Origin of the sequence: Rossellomorea sp. KS-H15a (assembly GCF_024195245.1) — a bacterium.
In the GTDB taxonomy this organism is placed as follows: Bacteria; Bacillota; Bacilli; order Bacillales; family Bacillaceae_B; genus Rossellomorea; species Rossellomorea vietnamensis.
Genome location: NZ_CP096886.1, coordinates 2,943,491 through 2,963,812, shown reverse-complemented (window position 1 = coordinate 2,963,812; position 20,322 = coordinate 2,943,491). Strand labels below are relative to the sequence as shown.

The window sequence follows — 20,322 nt, the reverse complement described above, 5'->3', positions numbered from 1 at the left end:
CCTTGTATAGAACTAGGGAGCCCTGGGGAAAGTAAGACTGAATAAATTTTAGGAGGCAAAGAAATGAAAAAATATCTATTGATTACAACTATTGGATTGATGTTCATGATCACTGCTGCCGGGTGCGGCACAAGCAATAACATGAATGAAGAAGGACAGCAAATGAACAACCGTAACCTGGAGAGAGTGAACTACAAGAATGATCAGGCGAACCGGGATTATGTGAATGACGGGATGATGAGAGAAAATTACTCACTTGCTGACAGAGAAGCGGGGAAAGTGGCAGAACTTAAAGAAGTGAGAAGTGCTTATGTGCTGACGACTGATCAAAACGCATATGTTGCTGCTGTATTAGAAGACGATAAGAATGGAAATGTTTCAAAGGAATTGGAAAAGAAAATCTCGGATCAAGTGAAAAAAGAAAATGGCAGTATCAATAATGTGTACGTGTCAACAAATCCTGATTTCGTAGACCGCATGAGAGGATATGCCGATAAAGCCAGAAATGGGAAACCGATTGAAGGATTTGGTGAAGAGATAGCCGATATGGTGAAACGAGTATTCCCGAACAGAGGATAATGCAAGTGGAAAAAGTCGAACTCAGTTTCGGCTTTTTTTATTTACCCATAGGAAATGTTCGAATGATTCAGTATACTATTTAGAGTGACGAAATAAATGGAAGGGAGAGATGGACATGGCCCAGACAGCATCCAAAACGGCCGTGAATCCTACTATATATGGAATTCTGTTAGCCATCAGTTCGGGTCATTTTATCAATGACACACTCCAGGCTGTTGTACCTGCTATGTTCCCGATCATTGAGAAGTCATTGGGACTGAGTTATATGCAAATCGGCTGGATTGCCTTCTCACTCAATATGACGTCTTCTTTATTGCAGCCGGTCTTCGGGTTTTATGCCGATATACGTTCAAAGCCGTACCTGCTTCCATTGGGGATGTTGTCCAGCTTAGCAGGGTTGATTGGTTTTTCCCTCTCAGGTCATTTCATATGGATCATCGTTTCTGTATTATTTATCGGATTCGGTTCTGCCATTTTCCATCCTGAAGGATCAAGGGTGGCTTACATGGCTGCCGGAAATCGAAGGGGACTGGCTCAGTCGATCTATCAGGTGGGTGGAAATACCGGCCAGGCGCTTGCGCCGTTGATTACTGCCTTTGTCTTTGTCCCTTTTGGTCAGATAGGTGCTTTATGGTTTACGATCGTGGCCATTATTGGAGTTCTTGTCTTGTTCAGGGTCTCTAATTGGTATTCAGATCAATTGCGTTTCAATGAAAGAAGCAAGAGGAAAAAGAATGAAGAGGGAAGAAAAACCCCAATTAACTCGAAAATCAAGTGGGCGATGGTGTTTGTTGTATTCCTTGTGTTTGCAAGGTCATGGTACGGAGCAGGGTTATCAAATTATTACCAGTTTTACTTGATCGAGGACTACGGTCTTACCATTAAAAAGGCCCAGGCCTACATATTTGCCTTTATGTTTGCAGGAGTCTTGGGAACCTTCTTGGGTGGGCCGCTTGCCGATCGTTTCGGAAAGAGGAACATCATCTTCTTTTCTATGCTCGGAGCTGCACCTCTGACCCTTGCACTACCTTATTTACCGCTCTCCGTTGTCTTTCCGTTCATTTTTTGTATCGGCTTTATTTTATCGTCAAGTTTCAGTGTCATCGTGGTATATGCACAAGAACTGATGCCAAGTAAAATCGGGATGGTCTCCGGTTTGACCGTTGGTTTGGCATTCGGCATGGGAGCTGTCGGAGCAGTCATCTTTGGAGGACTGGCCGATCTTTACACCATCCGATTCGTCATGATCCTATGCAGCTTCCTTCCTCTGCTCGGGATGATGACATTCTTCCTCCCCTCAGATGAAGCAGTAAGAAACTTTCATAAATAACAAAAGGTTTGGACCTAACTAAATCCATGTTTTAAGACATAAAAAGGTAATTTGGTTTGGATCTCTTGTTACACCGCTGTTGATTTCCGTGCAAGACTTCGCTTTCCTCGGGCGTTCGGCTAGCCTTCTCGTCACTGACGCTCCTGCGGGGTCTTACCTATTCCGCTTTTCCCGTAGGAGTCTCCGTCTTGCACTCCAATCAACAGCTAGAACCGTTTAAATACACTTTATATGTTTTAACAAAAACAAAAATCCGAACGAATTTCGATATTCAATAAAGAATTTCGAATTCGTTCGGATTTTTTTTGCTTGTCTTTATATCTAATAGTAGGTAAAAACGCACGCTTGGAATGTTGATTGGAGCGGAAGGTGCTCGACTCCTGCGGGAAACGCGGGAAAGTTGAGACCCCGCAGAGCAAAGCCCGAGGAGGCTCAACTCACGCCCCGCGGAAAGCGAGCACCTGGAGCGGAAATCAACCACTACACGCTTGTTCAGAAGCACAAAGTTTACAAAAATAAACTTTAAGAAAAAGCAAAGTAAATGATGAATAATCCACAAAGGATGTACATGATTGGATGAACTTCCTTCCACTTTTTCAATGAAATCATCGCAAAAGGATAAAGAATGAAGCCTAATGCGATTCCCGTTGCAACACTGAAGGTTAAAGGCATCATAATAATCGTCACAAAAGAAGGAATGACCACTTCAAGTCGATTCCAATTGATATGTCTGACTTCCGTAGCCATCAATGCACCGACAATGATAAGTGCAGGGGCAGTCACTTCTGGAGTGATGACCGATAAGATGGGGGAAAAGAACAGGGCGACGGAGAAACAGATGGCAATCACGATAGACGTGAATCCGGTTCTTCCCCCGACGGCCACTCCGGCAGAGGACTCGACGAATGATGCTGTTGTTGAGGTTCCGAATATCGCTCCTGCCACTCCCGATGCAGAGTCAGCCAGGAGAGCACGGCCAGCGTTCGGGATCTGATTATCCTTCATGATCCCTGCTTGACTGGCAACCGCAATCAAGGCACCTGCCGTATCAAAGAAAGCCACAAACAGAAAGGTAAAGATCACCGCCATGATTTCAAGAGTGAATATATCCCCTAAATGGTTGAATACCACTCCGAATGTCGGCTCGAGACTAGGGACTCCGCCAATAATGGAATGAGGCACTGAGATTTGCCCCGTGACCATCCCGATGATGGTCGTTGCAACCATCCCATAGAATATTCCGCCTTTAATTCCCTTTACCAACATCATCAGGGTAATGATAAAACCAAACACAGCAAGTAGTGTCGGAGGGGAAGAAAGGTTCCCGATCGACACAAATGTTTCAGGGTTGGCAACGACGAGTCCCGCATTTTTAAAACCTATGAATGCTACGAAAAAGCCGATGCCGCCGGCAATGGCGAATTTTAAATCCTGGGGGATGACATTGATGATTTTTTCACGGATCTTCATCACACTTAAAATCATAAAGATGATACCAGCAATAAATACTCCTGTCAGGGCGATTTCCCAGTCGACTCCCATTCCGATGCATACCGAAAACGTAAAGAACGAGTTAAGTCCCATGCTGGGGGCGATCCCGATCGGAAAGTTAGCCAGTAGACCGATTAACAGGGATCCGACAATCGCTGACAGGGCAGTGGCTGTGAATAATGCCCCTTTGTCCATTCCGGCCTGACTTAGGATGATGGGGTTCACAACCAGAATATAAGCCATTGATAGGAAAGTTGTTACACCTGCTAACGTTTCTCTTCTATAATTTGTCCCTCTTTCATCAAATTGAAAGAATGTTTTCATACATAACCCTCCGTGTAGATAAGATAAAATAAAAAAACTCCGGTGACTGAATCAACCAGAGTGTATCTACAGGATAAAATAATTCCATTGGTCTTACTTTATCTTGTAGACAAGCCATTTAAGGTAGCTGGTAGAAACGTTCAAGCCATATTCTTGAACTTATACAAGGTGCATCTATATTTGGTATAATTGAATTAGGAGAATCATAACAACTGACTATCCTCCGGTCAATGGAACCGGTAAAAGTTCGTGAATTCATTATTTTCTAAATTGATGATTTATTATTAAAAATTGCATACGCCCTATACATCATTCCTGAAAAAAGCTATATTTAGTGAATACAAACAATGAGTAGAGAAAACGTAAGTTAATACGTGAATGAATATTGGAGGAATAAATATAATGTCTTCTTTAAAACCAGGTACAGTAGAGGATTTATACGTTGATCACGAAGTGCCATACGGTTTCTTTCTAACGAATGATATCGATCGTGTACTTCTGCATCACTCTGAAATAACAGAAGAAATCCAAGAGGGAGATACGGTTAAAGTATTTCTTTATCATGATAAGGACGTGCGCTTGACGGCGACTATGAGAATCCCGAAGGTGCAGGTCGGTGCATACGGTTGGGCAGAAGTCGTCGATAAGCGGGAAGATTTAGGCGTATTTGTGAATATTGGTCTGCCCAAGGATATTTTGGTGTCATCTGATGACCTTCCGAAATTTCAGGAGCTTTGGCCGAATCCTGGCGATCAGCTGTTCCTTACCTTGAATCGTGATAAACAAGACCGTTTATACGGAAGATTGGCCACTGAAAATATCATTGAACAGGTGTCAAGAAGAGCTTCTGCTGAAATGATGAATGCTAAAGTACAGGGACGGGTGTATCGACTTCTGAGGGTAGGAACCTTCTTCTTATCTGAACAAGGATATCGATGTTTTGTTCACATGAATGAGCGTAAAGCGGAGCCAAGGCTCGGTGAACTGGTTGAAGGCAGAGTCATCGACGTGAAGGATGACGGAAACCTGAATGTTTCGTTCTTACCATTGAAGCAGGATAAAATGCTGAATGATGCTGAAGTCATCCTTGAGTATCTGGCAGTTCGGAACGGTGCGATACCATTTTGGGATAAGAGCCAGCCGGAGGAAATCAAAGATCGTTTCAATATGAGTAAAGCGGCTTTTAAAAGGGCGCTGGGAAAATTGATGAAAGAAGATAAAGTGTATCAAGAAGAGGGATGGACGTATCTTAAGAAATAATCAATCTCCACAAGAAGAAAGAGTGCTGACAGATTGTCAGCACTCTTTCACATTTAAAGGGAAGCGCTTTGTTTGATCTTTAGACTTTCCTTCGTGTTAACAGGTCTGATCGGTAAAAGGGTTCCAACCAGTGCAATAAAGGCACACCCAATGAGTACGTATGAATAGCCATTCAACGCAATCGTTGAGAGCACTCCGAACACAACAAGGTCCAAGCCCGAATCCACAATGGAAAGCAAGGAGATGGTCGTCGCCCTGACCCCGGACGGAATTAAGTCATTGCTTAATTGTGAATAAATGGGATAACGGATTGCCCGGACAAGCCTTAACAAGAAAAATGAACCTAATACAATCCATAAAGAAGATCCGAACAAGCCGGAAATAAATAACCCCGCTACCGCTGATAAACCTGAAATATTCATGAGCATCACCCTGGAAAAGCGAGCTGTCATCCAGCCGATGGAATTCGATGCGATATAGCCAAGAATGGCAGAAACTGCATAAAAGACCCCGATCAGATAGACAGGAACGCCTGCATCCTGTAAAAGCGGTTGATCAAAGTACTGGTAAACGGCACCAGCCGGAATGAAGACCAATGTTACGTTTAAAAACATCAACAATAACTGGGGTGCCTGGCGTATTACACGGATACCACTCTTTATTTGGGAAAAAGGATTTTCTTTCTGAAATGAATCAACAGACGGCTGCTTGACTGAAAGGATTAAAAATAGTTCGATAAGGTGAAAGGCCAATCCCAGTAAGATAAGCAGAGTGAATTGACTGTCCACCAGATCCTTCGCCAAATAGGAACCGAAAAGGACGGCAATCAGCATACTGATAAATGAGGCTGATTGGATCTTTCCCATAGCATGGTCCATACGATTTTCTTCATTTGATTCTTTGAGTGAATCATAGATTAATGCTTCATCCGCCCCAGAAAAAAAGGTTACACTGAATCCATTGATGAAGCTGTATATGAAGAACATCCAAGGTTCATAGGCGAATAAAAGCAGTGTAATACTAAGGAACTTAAGGAAAGAACCGAATAGGAATGAATATTTTGCACCAAACCGATCTGCAAATATTCCAGTCGGTACCTCCCCGAGTAAGACGGCACCGCTCCAGAACATGAGCACAATTAAAATATCAGAAGAGGTTAGCCCTCTTTCGAAATAGAATAACGTTAATACGGGTTGAAGAAAACTGATTGTACCAAAAAAAGAAATCCAAAATAGCACCCGGATGTTATGGGTGGCAAGTGTTGAGTTTGTCATAATTTGTCTCCTGCTTCCTGTGTTTTTATATATACCGGAAGAAGGAGCGTCGTTTCATTAATTCAGAACGTTCACTCCTTCTTGAAATAGTGAAAGTGTTTTGAATGTTTTTTGCATGATATTTCCTCCTCGTATTTTATGAATCAAGTGTAGCATAACAGGGAGAAAAAGAAGAAGATATTTATTCGACATTATCCTTTATTCGCAGAAAGGGGCGTGGAACAATGAAAGAGGTTGTGGTAGACGTATTGCAGTCCAGAGGGACCTATTATGAGATTGGTGTTCGATTCGGACAGGAACTTCGGTCGTCGCCACTCTATTCTCATCATGAAAAGAGACGAAAGAAGTCATTGAGAGATTACAATGTAAAGCTGCTTGAAGTCGAGGGACTACTCCGGCAATTTGCACCCGGATTATGGGATGAATTAATTGGACTATCCCATGGTTTACAGTGGTCATTGGAAGATACCATACATGAATATTCGGGATTTCAACAGGAATGGAAGGAGTCAGGATGTTCGTCATTGGCAAAAGACGGTATATACGTGAGGAATTATGATTATCACCCGAAAACATATGAAGGTAGGCTGTTACTCGTCGAGCCGGCGGGGGGCTATGCATCTATCGGATTTTCAGGAAGGGGAATCGGACGGATTGACGGGTTGAACGAAAAAGGATTGGCTGTTGGTTTTCATTTCGTGAATCGAATAAAGCCGGGAGATGGATTCATTTGTACGACAATCGCCCGCATCCTCCTGGACACATGTAAGAATACAGACGAGGCCATCGAAGTGTTGCGCAGGCTGCCTCACCGACACAGTTTCAACTATTCTTTATATGACCAAGGTGGCAAAGCTGCTGTGGTAGAAGCTTCCCCGAGGGGAATAGGGGTGTATCACCATTCAACCTTAAGTTGTACCAACCATTTTCAAATGAATCATATGAAAAAGGATAACCGACATTATTTAAAGGACTCTCAAAAAAGGCTGGACCTGTTACATTCAGTACATGAAAAGGAATTAACCATAGATGGGGCATTCAAACTGTTTAATCGGGGAGACAGCCCGATTTTCAAGAAAGCGTATGATGCTTGGGCAGGGACGATTCATACATGTGTCTTTCAATGTACATCACTGAGATGCTTAATCGGCTTCGGGGAAAGTTCCGATGGATTGGTGGTGGACTTTCAGGAATGGGTCAGGGGAAGAAATATTCCCGTCCGGAAAATGTCAGGGAAGTTCGATACAAATGAGCCGTTTTTATTTATGGAAGAAGTGACGGAATAAGGGGGAACCGAGCAAATCAAGGGATTAACGGCTTATCATTCGTGGAGGACTTCCTCGGTTCTTATTAATAAAATGCGCAAATTCATAGAAATGTATGTATGATTTGTAACATTCTCAAAAATGTGGTGACTTGGCAGGTGGTGCAGGTTTATATTTATGAAGTGATATTCACTAACAGGATCATTTCATCTTCTCGTTCTTTCCTTTCTCTATATATACATAACGATCTTTCCAAGTGGTCCTTTTCCTGAAAAAGGTATTCAAAAATGAATGAAGAAAGGTCGCTAGGAAAAATAGGATGTGAACCGGAAATAATAATGTCTCGAACACGCTGAAATTACCGATCCTTCTCACTAAGAAATAGAAATAACCCCCTAATAGGATGTATTGGATGATAAATAAATAGGGATATTCCCAAATCATTTCCGGTGAGTGAATGACCAGCGTAATAAGCGAAGCCATCCACAAAGAAGAAAGCCCCAGGAGTAGGATGTTTGTCGACTTAGCTCCTGAAGCGAAGCTCTTTGACCACCCGTGGAATACATCATTTATTCCTTCCCCATACATCCTCATGGAAATGGCATTCCTGCCACTTACCGCTTCTACCGATTCCCCGCATTTCTTCGCCCATTGACTCAAGGCAAAATGTTCCACCATTTCCCCTCTGATGGCTTCATGTCCTCCTACTCGCTCATAAACGGCCCTCGAACATAAGAAAAATTGCCCGAAACCGCCTGAAGGCGTGCACAACCATGAAAAGAGATGGGTGATACTGGTTGAAGCAAACACCATTAAATGAAACAGCATGGAGAATGTTTCGTAAAAGGATTCCATTTTATGAAAAGGATGAATGGTCAATACTCCTTGACAGTGTTGCATTTTATACGTTTCGCATATCTTTAACAGACCTGCTTGTTCGAACCAGGTATCACTATCCACAAACAAGAGGAATTCTCCTTTAGACTCTTTCGCTCCATTCCAGCATGCCCATGATTTCCCGTTCCATCCATTAGGCAAAGGGGGTGCATCAATTACAATTGCACCCTCGTTTAAGGCTATAGCCTTCGTTTGATCTGTCGATCCATCATTCACAACAATGACTTCCAAGGGCTGTATGAACTGCATCCGAATACTGGATAAAAGCCTCCCAATCGTCTTTTCTTCATTTCTTGCAGGAATGATGATGGAACATTTCTTGACCAGATAACTATTCCGTACATGAACGGAATTCTTCACGGTCGGAATTCTCGTAAAAAGGAAAATGGTAAGGCCCAATGCGATTATCCAGAAATACATCTGTTTTCACCTTCTTTGACAAAATTCTGCTGTATCGCCATTCTAACCATAATATTTACCCGTGATACGCCTAGGGCGTTTTTAGCTAAAGTCTCATTGGGATGGATGGGGATCGACGGTATCTGAGTTATTTGCGTTTTCTTCCTTCTCATCAGGATAAGGGTCAAAGAAATTAACTACTTTTCCCGGTCCAGAGAATCCTATCACTTGTTCTTTATCATCTTTCGCCTTGTCGGATTTCTTCACAAAAAAACTCCTTTCTAGCCATTAGTTTGGCGAAAGAAGTTTTTTTCATGCCACTATTTGTTTTTCCAATGTCCATCTATGAATTCATCGCGCCCTGACTTTGCGCGATCTTGTTTGTATTCCTCCGGATTCGTTTTGTAGAACTTTTGATGATACTCTTCTGCCGGATAAAAGGTTGAGGCAGGAAGGACTTTGGTGACGATCGGCTTCTTGAATCGCCCGCTTTCTTCTATCGTGTTTTTTGACTCCTCAGCCAATTGTTTCTGGTGTTCATTGTGATAGAAGATAGCTGTTCGATACTGTTCACCACGATCGTGGAATTGACCACCGTCATCAGTCGGGTCAATCTGAGGCCAGTATAACTCCAATAGCCTTTCATAAGGAAACAGAGCGGGATCATAGGTGATCTGAACCACTTCATAATGGCCGCTGCCACCGGCTTTAATATCCTCATATGAAGGATTCTCAAGATGACCTCCAGAATATCCCGATACGACATCAATAATCCCTGGCAGCTCATCGAACGGCTTTACCATGCACCAAAAACATCCGCCTGCAAACGTAGCGACTTCTCTATCATTCATTTAGCAAACCTCCTGTACCATATGTACTCCTCTAAAGCAGTAAAGCAATAGCTTGAACAGATTCTACCATGAAAGCTTAAAAGGAACAATTAAAATAGCTTGTCTGCTTCAGCTGTGCCGACTTTACGATTAATCGTTTTCTACAATTTTCAACAAATTCATTAAAATTCATTTCCTAACGGATGGAATTTGTGTATAATTCTTTTGTACGGAACAATTTCATACGTTACGAAATCAGGTGAAGTGTAAGATGTGAATCTTCTTAGCTTCTTAATAGGGAAGTTGGTGTAAATCCAACGCGGTCCCGCCACTGTAAATGGTAGTGAGCTGAACATTTACCACTGTGCAAACAAGCACGGGAAGGTATCAGCAAACTATGACCATGAGCCAGGAGACCTGCCTGATTTTAAGCGCACCAATTCTACGCGGATAGAAAGGTGTAATATGCATGGTTCACTGAATATAAACCTATATATGCATCTTACACAACATCTCTAGTCCACTGGAGATGTTTTTTTGTCTGTCAAAATGTTAATCAACAGGGGGAATAAAAAATGAAACACACAGTAAAAGCCTTACTTGCATTGTTGGTAGCCATTGGATTCCTGACAGCATGCGGAACGAATGACGGGGAACAAACGAAGAAAAAGGAAACAGCAGAAGTAAACCAAAATGAATCCGGATATCCTTTATCATTGAATGACGCGCTTGATAATAAAGTCACCCTGGAAGAACAACCTAAACATATCGTTTCGTTAATTCCCAGTAATACGGAGATTTTATTCGAGCTTGGGCTCAATAATGAAATCGTCGGGGTGTCAGACTTTGATAACTTCCCGAAAGAAGCCGCCGATAAAGAGAAGATTGGTGGAATGGAGTTTAACGTAGAGAAAATCGTCGGCTTAGATCCGGACCTGGTCCTTGCCCATGAATCCACAGCAAAGTCAGCAGAAGAAGGTTTGAATCAACTGAAAGATGCAGGGGTGAACGTATTCATCGTTCAAGACGCTAAAAGCTTTGAAGAAGTATATAACACAATTCAGGACATCGGGACACTAGTCGGTAAAAAAGGTCAGGCAAATTCCGTTGTTTCTGAAATGAAATCAGATTTAAAATCCATCCAGGAAAAAGCAAGTGAAGTAACGGAAAAGAAAAGAGTCTATGTGGAAGTTTCCCCTTCCCCTGACATTTATTCAACAGGTAAGAACACGTTCATCGATCAAATGCTATCTATGGTCAATGCTGAAAATGTCATGAGCGATCAGGAAGGCTGGGTACAGGTGAACCAGGAAGCGGTCATCTCGTCTAACCCTGATTCAATCATCACTACATATGGTTATTACAGTGAAAATCCGAAAGAACAGATAATGGGAAGAAAAGGATGGGAAGATGTAACGGCAGTTAAGAATGGGGATGTTCACGATGTCCATTCTGATTTAGTCACACGGACAGGTCCAAGATTGGTTGAAGGAGTAGAGGAAATTGCAAAGTCGATCTATCCAGAGGTATTTGCAGAATAAGATAGGGATCACATACGGATTGGCAGGGCTATTTATACTCACGGCGGTGCTTGCAGGTGTTTCGATCGGTACAATAGCCATTCCACCGATGGATATCCTATACATCGTCGGTTATAAGTGGTTCGGTTTTCAAATGCCTGATACGGTTAATCCCATGTTTGTGAACATCGTCTATACGATCCGGCTTCCAAGAGTATTGTTGGCTTTATTGGTCGGCAGCTCCTTAGCCATTGCCGGAGCTTCTTTTCAAGGGCTGTTACGCAATCCTCTGGCTGATCCCTACACATTGGGAGTGTCATCAGGTGCATCGGTCGGGGCGGTCATCACATTGTTTTTTCATTGGAGCATCCCTTTCATCGGGAAGTTTACGCTTCCCTTTTTCAGTATTGTTTGTTCGATCATCACCGTATTTCTCGTATTATGGTTCGCACAAAAGGTTGAAAGGACCATGAAGGTCGAAACCATTATACTGACAGGAATCATCTTCAGCTCGTTTCTGGGCTCGGTGATTTCCTTGATGATCGCACTCACAGGTGAGGAACTGAGGCAGATCATCGGCTGGCTTCTTGGAAGTGTATCCATGAGAGGGTGGGATTACATTGCGATCATCTTGCCTTTCTTCCTTATGGGGGTGGTGTTGCTCCTACTGAACAGCAAGGAATTGAACGGCATGAGCTTCGGGGAGGAACAGGCCCGTCATATCGGTATCTCGGTTCAAAAAAGGAAGCTGATCATTTTGATTGCCGGAAGCATCCTGACGGGGGCAGCAGTGGCCGTGTCCGGAACGATCGGATTTGTCGGCCTTGTGGTTCCTCATTTTCTACGAAGAATGATCGGACATGATCATAAGCATCTCCTTCCCCTATCAATCCTTGTAGGAGGAGGGTTCCTTGTTCTCGCCGACCTGCTTTCCAGAACGATCATCGCTCCGACCGAACTTCCGATTGGAGTGATCACCGCCTTGATCGGCGCACCGATGTTTGCTTATATTCTTTTAAAGAAAAGGGGTCTTTCATCATGATCGATGTAAACGGGGTGTCAGTAGGATACGGCGATCAAAAGATCGTGGAAGACATGAATTTTCATATTGACAAGGGAGAGTTCTTTGGAATACTTGGCCCAAATGGAAGTGGTAAAACGACGTTACTGAAAGCCATGACGGGTCTCCTTCCTTTAATGGATGGAGTGATTACTTTGAAAGGGAAGCCGCTTCATCAGTTTTCTTCGAGAGAATTGGCTACCCATGTCGCGGTATTGCCCCAGATATCGACTGAAGCATTTTCGTATCAAGTGAGGGAGACTGTGATGCTTGGAAGATATGCTCACCAGAAAGGTTTCTTTAAGGGTACGACCGACCGGGACAAAGAGATGGTGGACAAAGTGATGGAGCAGACGGGAATTTCTGCGTTTCAGAACCGATACCTGCATGAATTGTCAGGTGGTGAGCGACAACGGGTGTTCCTGGCACAGGCTCTAGCCCAGGAACCTCACATCCTCCTTCTGGATGAGCCCACTAATCATCTTGATCTTTCCTACCAGAAGTCCCTATTGGATTTGATTAAAAGTCAAACAGATCAGGGGACATTAACGGTCGTGGCCATTTTTCACGATTTGAATTTAGCGAGCCTATACTGTGACCGTTTACTCTTACTGGACCAGGGCACAACGAAACTTCTCCATCATCCGGAAGAAGTGTTGAAAGAAGAACATATCGAAAAAGTCTATCAAACAAAGGTCCAGAAACAGGCTCATCCTTTGGTGGCCAAACCTCAAATGGTAATCGTGCCTGAAGGATCCCTCACTGAAAACCTGCTATTAGATGAAAGGTATATGACATTGAACGAAGATTGCATCCTTTATTCTGCCCCTTTCCCGTTGAAGTGTATGTCCTCGGGTATTATCGGAGCGGGAATTGGTTGGTACTCTCACTTCATGAACCGACGGGTACCCGTTGATTATGACTGCCGGGATTACAAACAAGATATGAAGGAGTTTCTCATTACGAAAGAACTGGATCCGTCTTTATCTGTCGGTATGATGACGGCTCTCGATTTGTCTAACATGATATGTGAGCGTTTTGAGATGATGGGGAAATCGGTTTTCGTCATCGTGACCGCCGGTGTCGGAAATGCCATGGATGTATCAACGAGCTTTCAATATGATATTGATTCTAAACCGGGTACGATCAATACCTGGGTTTTCATTAATGGGAATTTATCTGATGAGGCCTATATCGAAGCCCTCGTCACTTCCACGGAGGCAAAGGTAAAAGCACTGAATGATATGGAAGTAAGGGACAAAAGAAACGGAAACCTTGCAACCGGAACGCCTACAGACAGCATTCTGATTGCTTCCAGTCAAAAAGGGGAGCTCGAACCATTTGCAGGACCGATCACTCCGATAGGTAAGTTGATCGGCAAAGGAGTCTATGAAGTAACAAAAAAAGCCATCCAACGTTATATGGGTTAAAAAGAGGGCTTTCATCGTAAGGAGGCACATTTTCGCATGGGAAGACTTTTTTTTATAACCGGAGGGGTTAGATGCGGGAAAAGTTCCTATGCAGAAAAGCTTGCATCGGAACTGAAAACATCGAATGAGATCTTGATCTATCTTGCGTGTGGAGTGAGTACGGACCGGGAAATGGAAAACAGGATTTTAAAACACCGACTGGATCGCCGATCTTCTCATGAAAAGTGGACGACCATTGAAAGGCCACTGGCTATCGGTGATATCGTCGATACTATACCATCCAATGCCATTGTTCTATTAGATTGTCTCACGACTCTCCTGACAAACGAATTGTTCAATGGGGATATGGAGGGCGGAAGGTATGTAGAGGATAGTATCTATGAATCTGTCATTCAATTAGCAGATAGAGTAAAAGCATTACTTGTTGTAAGTAATGAATTATTTCATGATATTCCACCGAAAACAGACGAAATACTCCAATTCCAAAGGACGCTGGGAAGATTACATAGAAGATTGGTGGAGAAGTCGTATATAGCGATCGATATGATGGTTGGAATTCCGGTTATGAAGAAAGGGATTTCAATGAAATGAGATTAGTAAAGAGTCTACTCCTTAATATACAGTTTTTTACAGTACTTCCAGTGCGAAAAGAATTCTCGCTTGGAAAAAGTGAAATGAGATGGATGGTACGCACATTTCCTTTATTGGGTTTATTGATCGGAATGTTTCTCGCAAGTGGTTATGTGTTACTGGCATCCTTTACACCCATGAGCTCATTGGCATTATCATTTTATATTTGGGTGATGCCCATCCTCCTTACCGGTGGAATTCATTTGGACGGTTATATGGATGCAAGCGACGCCTACTTTTCCTACCGGGATCTAAAGAAGCGTTTAGAGATCATGAAAGACCCGCGTATCGGTGCATTTGGTGCCCTATCTCTAGTGGTATTGCTCTCATCCCGCTTTTTATTTATATATGAATCCGTCCACTATTCTGATACTGCTACGATTTGTTTGGTTCTGCTGTCGATCCCCATTTTCAGCCGTATCGTCATGGGAGTGAGTCTCATTCTTATCCCCGCTGCCCATAAATCCGGTATGGGGTATAGCTTCAGTAAAGATACGAAATGGAACGATGTTTTGTGGATGCTGGCCTCTTTGATAGGGATCATAGTGGTAGGCGTCTTCCTGAATAGCCTTTTTCTTTATGCTGCCTTCACGATTGTAACGGTCGGATTTTGCCTGTTTATTCACTCGAAGAGCATAAAGTGGTTTGGAGGCATGACTGGCGACACAGTCGGAGCAAGTGTAGAAGGGGTGGAGTCGATTTTATGGATGACTATATGGCTATTGTTTTTATTCGACATGGTTTAACAGATGCAAATGAGAGAGGGAAATACATCGGTTGGTCGAACCCGAGCTTATCACGAAAAGGAATCGATAAGCTTAAACAAATAAAGCGATCCTACAAGCCATATGAGGGATGTTTTTCAAGCGACCTAAACCGATGTTTGGAAACCTCGCATTTTTTGTTTCCTGAAGCCTCTATCATTTCATCTCCTCTATTAAGAGAATTACATTTTGGAGAATGGGAAGGCTTGACCTACGAGGATTTGAAGGGAAATGAAGAGTATCAGTATTGGTTAACCGATCCCTCTAAATCTCCTCCAGGAGGGGAAGGGATACATCAATTTATAAAACGAGTCGAAGTTGCCTGGGAGCAAATCAAAGGACAAATCGAGTCACTTAATGGGAATCGGTACTCAGTCATAACCCATGGTGGAGTCATTCGGCACCTGTTAACTTCTCTATCCCCCAAAAGTGATCATAGATCTTTTTGGGATTGGGAGGTCTACCACGGAAACGGATACGAATTGGGTTGGAGAACAGAAGAGGATTGGAGGGACCAGAATTGTACTTCATTACAGGAGGTTCCTTTAATGGCAAGGGCCAATGGGTAAGAAAGCATTTTCGTTTGAAGAGAAGCGACACAGAATGGGTCCGGTTATTTACAGAAGGTATGGAAGAAGTCCATCCATCAAAGCCCATCCTCGTGTTGGAGGGGCTTGAGTATGCTGTTCGATCTGCCCTTTTATGTGGGGATCGCGACGTTAGGAAAGAATTCTTCCAACGGATGGAGGAGTTGAAGAAGTGGGAAGAAGAACATCCAGAACGAAAAGTGATCTGGATCGGATCAGAAATAGGGAAAGGAATTGTACCTATCGATCACATTTCAAGGGAATGGAGAGATGTGACGGGCTGGGTTTATCAGGACCTTGCCCAAAAGTCGCATAAGGTATGGCTTGTTTGGTATGGCATGGCTACATCAATAAAAGGGTAAGGGAGGAAATAATAATGCAACTATACACAAGAACAGGAGACAAAGGACAGACAAGTTTAATCGGGGGTAGGGTCGATAAGGACGATATCAGGGTGGAAGCATACGGGACACTGGATGAAGTCAATAGTTTCGTTGGTCAGGCTATTTGTGAATTAAATCATGAGCGCTTTGACGATATCGTAAAGGACTTAGTTACAATTCAGCATGAACTCTTTGACTGCGGGGGAGATTTATCCAATGTCTCAAAAAAGAGAGGGAGCAAGCTTCAAATGGATTCCGTCCTCGCTTTGGAAGAAAAAATAGACGATTTGGTCAGAGAAGCTCCACCTCTTGAAAAATTCATACTGCCGGGTGGTGTAAAAGCTTCTGCGAGTATTCATATTGCACGGACCGTTGCGAGAAGGGCAGAGAGATGCATGGTTACCCTTTCAAAGGCAGACCCCGACTTTCCGGTAGTTTCGTTGCAATACATCAATCGATTATCAGACTACTTCTTTGCTCTGGCACGCGTGATCAATCACAGAAGTAGTGTCAAAGACGTTGAATACCTCCGGAGTGCCAACGTATTCTCTACATGTAAAATTCAGAAACACAATGAGTAGTAGTTTAAAGTCCATTTTGTTACTATCATTGTTTTTGGCTTTTGCTGCCATTGGAGGGATGGTGAAGATTCCGGCGATCATCGGGACCATCGCCCTTGACAGTATGCCTGCATTATTAATCGCTTCTTTATACAATGGAAGGAAGGGAGCGCTGGTGGCAGGGGGAGGACATATACTTTCAAGCCTGTATGCAGGTTTCCCCCTCGGTCCGCTCCATTTTCTCATTGCCGTGGAAATGGCTCTCCTTGTCTGGCTTTTCGGCTATGTATTTTCATGTGGGCATCGTGTATTGGCAGCTGCGCTTTTTCTGGTAGGGAATGGTGTATTGGCAGCTTTGCCCTTTGTTTTTATCCTGAGTTCTTCTTTTTACATCACAATCATTCCTTCTTTATTAGTAGGGAGCTTCATCAATTTAACAATGGCTCACTTTCTTTATCCTCCTCTAGCTTCCAAATTACCAAGGGGTGAATTAGAATGATTGGAAATCATGATGCGCTGTCCATCTCCATCACTGATAAAGATGAACTGATCATTGCCTCTGACTGCAGCGGTGGAATCGGAAATAAGCCCGATGACGCCGTGCAGGTTGATCCTGAGGTGGTGGGATATTTCGGTTTTCGAGTCGCGGTGATGGAATGTTTATCAGCCGGTGCCCGCCTCATGGCCGTTCAATTAATGAACTTCACAGGTGACACCGTGTGGGAGAAGTATGCCTCGGGAGTGCGGTTGGGTTTGAGTGAACTAGATATGGGGGATATTCCCCTAACGGGAAGTTCAGAATCCAATTTCGATCTAAACCAGTCTGCACTCGGCGTAACCTGTATCGGTATGAGAAGGAAGGAGCGACACTTTCTTCCCCAAAAAGATCTTTCATATGCTCTTATCGGCATTCCTTTAGTGGGGGAAGAAGTACTGATACACAGATCATCCATAGCCCCATTGGGTCTATTTCATCTCTGCATTCACCATCCTTCCATAGTCGATATATTACCTGTAGGTTCCAAAGGTGTGCGTCATGAACTGTCTCTGCTTATAGGGAAACCGTTGAAAAGGGGAGATGTAGACTCCACGCAAGACTTGGATAAATCAAGCGGGCCCGCCACTTCATTTATCATTTCGTACAATAAGGAAGAAGAACAGAATATAAGGAAACTTACCGGTGGACATTTCCAATCTTTGACCTTATTTGATGGGAACAATTAAATACTTTTATAGATATTTGTGGTAAACTATATTCTCGGGGTGGACCGGTATGGAGAAAAGTGTTAGTTTATCCAGTATTCTGTGATTGTCAATTTCAATTGCATAGAGTACTATTTCATATTATCATCGGTTCATCATGAATGTCATAAAAGTAGGTGAAGAAATGGAGTCACGACTAGATCGAAAGACCAAGAGGAAAAAACGTGGTAGAAAAGTGATTTTGGTATTATTAATCCTTATTTTCAGTTTGATCGGTTACGCTGCTTTTCAATTTTACAGTGGTTATAAAATGGCTGGTGAAGACCAGATGCAGGAAGATTATAAATTTAATGGAGTAAAAGATGAAAACGGGAAGGTTAACGTTTTGTTATTGGGAGTCGATAGCAGGGGCGAGAAGAAATCAAGGACAGATACCATGATGCTCGCGCAAATCGATCCAAAAACGAATGAAACCAAACTCGTTTCGTTTATGAGGGATATATATGCTGAAATCCCTGGATATAAAAACTATAAGCTAAATACCGCTTTTTATTTAGGCGGACCGGAATTGCTTCGAAAGACAATCAAGCAGAACTTTGATCTTGATATTCAATACTACATGATTGTTGATTTTAAAGGTTTTGAACAGTCAGTCGACATCCTTGCACCAGAAGGAATTGAAATGGATGTTGAAAAGGCCATGTCAGAAAACATCGGTGTTTCCCTCGAACCTGGTGTCCAAAACCTCAACGGAAAGGAATTACTCGGCTATGCCAGATTCCGTCATGATGAAAATGGTGACTTCGGAAGGGTTGAAAGACAGCAAAAAGTGATTGCGGCCCTTAAAGAGGAAGCCTTATCCATCGGAGGCGTAACAAAGCTTCCGAAAATGGCAGGATCCATTCAGCCATATATTCAGACGAATATGAGTAAACTGGATCAAATCTCAATCGCGAAAGATATCCTGCTCAGCAACACCAGTGACATGGACAAGCTAACCTTGCCTGTAGAAGGTTCATATACAAATGGAAGTTACAGCGGAGTGGGATCCGTTCTCGAAATAGACTTCGAAGAAAATATTCGAGCATTAAAAGACTTCCTGAGTGGAAAAAGCCCAGATGACACTGCAAACGAATAAATCTGAAAATCCCGTTAAGCCTTTAAAAGCTTAACGGGATTTTTTGTATTTAGAATGGACTTGTTGGGACGTGCTCTCCGAACTGCGCTGACAGGGGGCAGGGCCAAAAAATCAATCTACTCCGATTCATATCCTTACAGTATAAATTCTGATTATACGCTTTCTCAGCCAATCTAGGGCCTTCAGAAGGAATCTGAATAACATAAACGGTAATGATAACGCTTCCACTAGCTATTTCGGCTAATTCCTTACTACTTCCTATAATGCCCTTGATATCATTCCTCAGCATGTTACGATTATTAACGTTGTGAACAAAACACACGCCAATCAAGGTTTTTGGCGACCTGAAACAACTATTATCTTAATTATTTTTTCTTGATTATTACATTAAATGTACAACTAAAAACGAAAAAAGTGTTTTGAGAAAAACGTACTATAAAATAAGGAACGGGAGCGGATATGATTGTTAAATAATAAAACGATAGCATTTCTTGGTGCAGGTAATATGGCTGAAGCTATGATTTCAGGGACAGTACAGAGTGGCAAGATTCCAGCTGAGCAAATCATTGTTTCGAATCGAAGCAATTATGGAAGACTTCAAGAAATGAAAGCTAAATATGATATCACAGCAATTACGAAAGACGATCTGCCCTTTGATGAAATAGATATTCTCATTCTTGCCATGAAGCCAAAGGATATCGATAAGGCATTAGATTCCATCAATCATCTTGTCAGGAACGATACGGTGATCATGTCGGTACTGGCAGGGATTACGACTTCTCATATGGAAGAACAGTTACCTGGAGGTCAGCCTGTCATCCGTGTCATGCCAAATACGTCAAGTATGCTGAAGGAATCTGCAACGGCTATCAGTGCCGGAAGGTTCACTTCAAGAGAAGATATGGAGAACGCAGAAGAGTTACTATCAAGCATCGGAGAAGTATTCGTCATCGAAGAAAGCCAGATGGACATTTTCACCGGAATTGCCGGGAGCGGTCCAGCTTACTTCTACTATTTAATGGAACATATCGAAAAGACGGGTGCTGAAGCAGGATTAGACCCGAAATTGGCTCGTAAAATCGGAGCTCAAACCATTTTCGGAGCAGCCAAAATGATGCTGGAGCGAGAAGAATCACCAACTCAACTCAGAGAAAATGTAACATCCCCAAACGGTACTACGGCTGCAGGACTTGATGCATTAGCTCAGTTCGGTGGAGGTAAAGCCATCTCAGAAGCTGTTAAGGGAGCAGAAAAGCGTTCGAAAGAAATCAGCTCATCCTTACAGTCCAAAGAATTAGTCACAAGCTAATAACCCAACGAATCCAAACACCTCATATAAATTATGTTACCAACCAAACATGAAATACAGGTCTGTCCCTGCATATAGAAAGAGGGGCA

General features: G+C 42.9%; 21 protein-coding genes and 2 riboswitches. Of the genes, 16 read left to right on the top strand and 5 right to left on the bottom strand.

Annotation, left to right across the window (positions count from 1 at the left end; all coding sequences use genetic code 11):
• Nucleotides 1-63 precede the first annotated feature (63 nt).
• Both M1J35_RS15080 and M1J35_RS15075 read left to right on the top strand, forming a co-directional pair.
• The gene (locus M1J35_RS15080; protein WP_224519822.1) at nt 64-579 is read left to right on the top strand and encodes a YhcN/YlaJ family sporulation lipoprotein; all 516 of its coding nucleotides are present in this window, start codon (nt 64-66) and stop codon (nt 577-579) included.
• A gap of 115 nt (nt 580-694) precedes the next feature.
• On the top strand, nt 695-1,909 hold the full coding sequence (locus M1J35_RS15075; RefSeq protein WP_254651625.1) for an MFS transporter: 1,215 nt from the start codon (nt 695-697) through the stop codon (nt 1,907-1,909).
• Nucleotides 1,910-2,431: 522 nt separating this feature from the next.
• On the opposite strand, the gene M1J35_RS15070 is transcribed toward M1J35_RS15075, so the two are convergent.
• A complete protein-coding gene (locus tag M1J35_RS15070; protein ID WP_061809891.1) occupies nt 2,432-3,724 on the bottom strand; it encodes an NCS2 family permease in 1,293 nt (430 codons plus the stop codon).
• Between the two features lie 86 nt (nt 3,725-3,810).
• Nucleotides 3,811-3,911, bottom strand: a riboswitch (purine riboswitch).
• A 215-nt stretch (nt 3,912-4,126) separates the two neighbouring features.
• On the opposite strand from M1J35_RS15070, the gene M1J35_RS15065 reads away from it, so the two are divergent.
• On the top strand, nt 4,127-4,984 hold the full coding sequence (locus M1J35_RS15065; protein ID WP_254651624.1) for a CvfB family protein: 858 nt from the start codon (nt 4,127-4,129) through the stop codon (nt 4,982-4,984).
• A 53-nt stretch (nt 4,985-5,037) separates the two neighbouring features.
• On the opposite strand, the gene M1J35_RS15060 is transcribed toward M1J35_RS15065, so the two are convergent.
• Complete coding sequence (locus M1J35_RS15060) at nt 5,038-6,258, bottom strand: MFS transporter (protein ID WP_224519824.1); 1,221 nt, start codon at nt 6,256-6,258, stop codon at nt 5,038-5,040.
• A 224-nt stretch (nt 6,259-6,482) separates the two neighbouring features.
• On the opposite strand from M1J35_RS15060, the gene M1J35_RS15055 reads away from it, so the two are divergent.
• Entirely contained in the window at nt 6,483-7,544 is a 1,062-nt protein-coding gene (locus M1J35_RS15055) for a C45 family autoproteolytic acyltransferase/hydrolase (RefSeq protein ID WP_254651623.1), read from the top strand.
• 180 nt (nt 7,545-7,724) lie between these two features.
• Here M1J35_RS15055 and M1J35_RS15050 read toward each other — a convergent pair whose 3' ends face one another.
• From M1J35_RS15050 to msrA, 3 genes are all read right to left on the bottom strand, one after another.
• Complete coding sequence (locus M1J35_RS15050; protein ID WP_254651622.1) at nt 7,725-8,840, bottom strand: glycosyltransferase family 2 protein; 1,116 nt, start codon at nt 8,838-8,840, stop codon at nt 7,725-7,727.
• Between the two features lie 93 nt (nt 8,841-8,933).
• Nucleotides 8,934-9,086, bottom strand: a complete 153-nt coding sequence (locus tag M1J35_RS15045; protein ID WP_224519829.1) for a hypothetical protein — start codon at nt 9,084-9,086, stop codon at nt 8,934-8,936.
• A 53-nt stretch (nt 9,087-9,139) separates the two neighbouring features.
• Nucleotides 9,140-9,670 carry a peptide-methionine (S)-S-oxide reductase MsrA gene (msrA, locus tag M1J35_RS15040; RefSeq protein ID WP_224519830.1) on the bottom strand — a complete coding sequence of 177 codons (531 nt, stop codon included), beginning with the start codon at nt 9,668-9,670 and terminating at the stop codon, nt 9,140-9,142.
• A 219-nt stretch (nt 9,671-9,889) separates the two neighbouring features.
• A riboswitch (cobalamin riboswitch) is annotated at nt 9,890-10,089 on the top strand.
• Nucleotides 10,090-10,224: 135 nt separating this feature from the next.
• Here msrA and M1J35_RS15035 point away from each other — a divergent pair.
• The 12 genes from M1J35_RS15035 (at nt 10,225) to proC (ending at nt 20,233) form a co-directional block, all read left to right on the top strand.
• Nucleotides 10,225-11,190 carry an ABC transporter substrate-binding protein gene (locus M1J35_RS15035; protein WP_254651621.1) on the top strand — a complete coding sequence of 322 codons (966 nt, stop codon included), beginning with the start codon at nt 10,225-10,227 and terminating at the stop codon, nt 11,188-11,190.
• Nucleotides 11,153-12,211 carry a FecCD family ABC transporter permease gene (locus M1J35_RS15030; protein WP_254651620.1) on the top strand — a complete coding sequence of 353 codons (1,059 nt, stop codon included), beginning with the start codon at nt 11,153-11,155 and terminating at the stop codon, nt 12,209-12,211. The genes M1J35_RS15035 and M1J35_RS15030 overlap by 38 nt, the downstream gene beginning before the upstream one ends.
• Entirely contained in the window at nt 12,208-13,659 is a 1,452-nt protein-coding gene (locus tag M1J35_RS15025; RefSeq protein WP_254651619.1) for an adenosylcobinamide amidohydrolase, read from the top strand. The genes M1J35_RS15030 and M1J35_RS15025 overlap by 4 nt, the downstream gene beginning before the upstream one ends.
• Before the next feature lie 36 nt (nt 13,660-13,695).
• Nucleotides 13,696-14,250 (top strand): bifunctional adenosylcobinamide kinase/adenosylcobinamide-phosphate guanylyltransferase, encoded by a 555-nt coding sequence (locus tag M1J35_RS15020; RefSeq protein WP_254651618.1) that lies wholly within the window; start codon nt 13,696-13,698, stop codon nt 14,248-14,250.
• Nucleotides 14,247-15,035, top strand: coding sequence for an adenosylcobinamide-GDP ribazoletransferase (cobS, locus tag M1J35_RS15015; RefSeq protein WP_254651617.1), 789 nt, complete (start codon nt 14,247-14,249; stop codon nt 15,033-15,035). Before M1J35_RS15020 ends, cobS begins: the two co-directional genes overlap by 4 nt.
• Entirely contained in the window at nt 14,993-15,622 is a 630-nt protein-coding gene (locus M1J35_RS22855) for a histidine phosphatase family protein (RefSeq protein ID WP_371928678.1), read from the top strand. Before cobS ends, M1J35_RS22855 begins: the two co-directional genes overlap by 43 nt.
• Nucleotides 15,574-16,002, top strand: coding sequence for a bifunctional adenosylcobinamide kinase/adenosylcobinamide-phosphate guanylyltransferase (locus tag M1J35_RS15010; protein ID WP_224519839.1), 429 nt, complete (start codon nt 15,574-15,576; stop codon nt 16,000-16,002). The genes M1J35_RS22855 and M1J35_RS15010 overlap by 49 nt, the downstream gene beginning before the upstream one ends.
• A 14-nt stretch (nt 16,003-16,016) precedes the next feature.
• Nucleotides 16,017-16,604 carry a cob(I)yrinic acid a,c-diamide adenosyltransferase gene (locus M1J35_RS15005; RefSeq protein WP_254651616.1) on the top strand — a complete coding sequence of 196 codons (588 nt, stop codon included), beginning with the start codon at nt 16,017-16,019 and terminating at the stop codon, nt 16,602-16,604.
• Entirely contained in the window at nt 16,597-17,082 is a 486-nt protein-coding gene (locus M1J35_RS15000; protein ID WP_254651615.1) for an ECF transporter S component, read from the top strand. Before M1J35_RS15005 ends, M1J35_RS15000 begins: the two co-directional genes overlap by 8 nt.
• Nucleotides 17,079-17,807 (top strand): ATP-binding protein, encoded by a 729-nt coding sequence (locus M1J35_RS14995; protein WP_254651614.1) that lies wholly within the window; start codon nt 17,079-17,081, stop codon nt 17,805-17,807. Before M1J35_RS15000 ends, M1J35_RS14995 begins: the two co-directional genes overlap by 4 nt.
• Nucleotides 17,808-17,970: 163 nt before the next feature.
• Nucleotides 17,971-18,924: an LCP family protein gene (locus M1J35_RS14990; RefSeq protein ID WP_224519845.1), complete on the top strand. Its 954-nt coding sequence runs from the start codon at nt 17,971-17,973 to the stop codon at nt 18,922-18,924.
• Nucleotides 18,925-19,387: 463 nt separating this feature from the next.
• The gene (proC, locus tag M1J35_RS14985; RefSeq protein WP_159362086.1) at nt 19,388-20,233 is read left to right on the top strand and encodes a pyrroline-5-carboxylate reductase; all 846 of its coding nucleotides are present in this window, start codon (nt 19,388-19,390) and stop codon (nt 20,231-20,233) included.
• The last annotated feature ends 89 nt before the right edge of the window (nt 20,234-20,322 follow it).

Excerpts from the sequence above, each read along its gene's own strand:
- M1J35_RS15025 (WP_254651619.1), top strand. The coding sequence starts at position 12,208 with ATGATCGATGTAAACGGGGTGTCAGTAGGATACGGCGATCAAAAGATC.
- M1J35_RS22855 (WP_371928678.1), top strand. The coding sequence starts at position 14,993 with ATGGATGACTATATGGCTATTGTTTTTATTCGACATGGTTTAACAGAT.
- M1J35_RS15065 (WP_254651624.1), top strand. The coding sequence starts at position 4,127 with ATGTCTTCTTTAAAACCAGGTACAGTAGAGGATTTATACGTTGATCAC.
- M1J35_RS15055 (WP_254651623.1), top strand. The coding sequence starts at position 6,483 with ATGAAAGAGGTTGTGGTAGACGTATTGCAGTCCAGAGGGACCTATTAT.
- M1J35_RS14990 (WP_224519845.1), top strand. The coding sequence starts at position 17,971 with ATGGAGTCACGACTAGATCGAAAGACCAAGAGGAAAAAACGTGGTAGA.
- M1J35_RS14995 (WP_254651614.1), top strand. The coding sequence starts at position 17,079 with ATGATTGGAAATCATGATGCGCTGTCCATCTCCATCACTGATAAAGAT.
- cobS (WP_254651617.1), top strand. The coding sequence starts at position 14,247 with ATGAGATTAGTAAAGAGTCTACTCCTTAATATACAGTTTTTTACAGTA.
- M1J35_RS15050 (WP_254651622.1), bottom strand. The coding sequence starts at position 8,840 with ATGTATTTCTGGATAATCGCATTGGGCCTTACCATTTTCCTTTTTACG.
- M1J35_RS15070 (WP_061809891.1), bottom strand. The coding sequence starts at position 3,724 with ATGAAAACATTCTTTCAATTTGATGAAAGAGGGACAAATTATAGAAGA.
- M1J35_RS15000 (WP_254651615.1), top strand. The coding sequence starts at position 16,597 with ATGAGTAGTAGTTTAAAGTCCATTTTGTTACTATCATTGTTTTTGGCT.
- M1J35_RS15060 (WP_224519824.1), bottom strand. The coding sequence starts at position 6,258 with ATGACAAACTCAACACTTGCCACCCATAACATCCGGGTGCTATTTTGG.
- M1J35_RS15020 (WP_254651618.1), top strand. The coding sequence starts at position 13,696 with ATGGGAAGACTTTTTTTTATAACCGGAGGGGTTAGATGCGGGAAAAGT.
- M1J35_RS15075 (WP_254651625.1), top strand. The coding sequence starts at position 695 with ATGGCCCAGACAGCATCCAAAACGGCCGTGAATCCTACTATATATGGA.
- M1J35_RS15080 (WP_224519822.1), top strand. The coding sequence starts at position 64 with ATGAAAAAATATCTATTGATTACAACTATTGGATTGATGTTCATGATC.
- M1J35_RS15035 (WP_254651621.1), top strand. The coding sequence starts at position 10,225 with ATGAAACACACAGTAAAAGCCTTACTTGCATTGTTGGTAGCCATTGGA.
- msrA (WP_224519830.1), bottom strand. The coding sequence starts at position 9,670 with ATGAATGATAGAGAAGTCGCTACGTTTGCAGGCGGATGTTTTTGGTGC.
- M1J35_RS15005 (WP_254651616.1), top strand. The coding sequence starts at position 16,017 with ATGCAACTATACACAAGAACAGGAGACAAAGGACAGACAAGTTTAATC.